The sequence below is a fragment of the Hymenobacter agri genome (assembly GCF_054778495.1).
This window is the reverse complement of the sequence record NZ_BAAGZM010001098.1, coordinates 1-828: the sequence shown is the minus strand read 5'-3', so window position 1 is coordinate 828 and position 828 is coordinate 1. Positions and strand designations below refer to the sequence as shown.

The window sequence follows — 828 nt, the reverse complement described above, 5'->3', positions numbered from 1 at the left end:
CCGCCCCAGCGTAGGCAGCTGTGCCGCGCCCGTGCTGGCCTGCCACAGCCGTGGGCCCACTACTCCGAATAGCAGCCCGGCCAGGGCGGCGTTCAGCAGCTTCACCACCGTGACGGCGGGCAAGTCGAGGGCCTTGCGCAAGGCCAGGCAGGCGAAGTTTACCAGCGGGTAGGCGTAGCCGCGCAGGGCCTCGTCGTAGTTCAGCAGTCCGAAGCGGCCGTTGCGCACGAAGCGGTGGCCGAGCTGCCAGTAGTCTTCGGCGTCGTAATAGAGGTTGTGGTATTCGGTCGAAAACAGGTAGAGCGCATACACCAGCGCAATGCCCGCGGCCAGCCCGGCCTCCTGCCGCCACAACGTTTTCGACTGAGAATCTACGGAACTGGCAGCGGGCATAAAGGGAGCAGAGGCCAGGCAAGCGGTGCCAACAGCCGCGGCAAAGGTCGAACAGCCGGGCGGGACTACGCACATTGGCCCGACGAGTCCGCTGGAAGAGGGGACGAATTCTGCATGTTTTTGGCCTGATTACGTACCATGTCCGGTGCTGAAAAGCCCGAATTTTGTAACCTCGTCCGCTGGGCATGCTGCGCGGCACGCTGGTCGTGAAATAACCCGCAAGCCAGCCAAATGCGTCGGCCGGCCGTATTCCTTCCTTGATAATGAAAACTCTTACGCTCTCCACGCTCGGTCTGCTGCTGGCAACCTCCGCTTTTGCCCAGCACGACATGCACGGCATGCAAATGCCCATGCCGGCCCCCAACCCTAAGCCCGCCGCCGCGCCTAGCCGCCCTAAACCCGCGACCCGGCCCAAAGCCACCGCACCCCGGCCGG

General features: G+C 64.1%; 1 protein-coding gene. It reads right to left on the bottom strand.

Annotation, left to right across the window (positions count from 1 at the left end; all coding sequences use genetic code 11):
- On the bottom strand, positions 1-393 hold a 393-nt coding region (locus tag ACYVDE_RS24710), incomplete at its 3' end, for a hypothetical protein (RefSeq protein WP_460504170.1).
- Positions 394-828 lie beyond the last annotated feature (435 nt).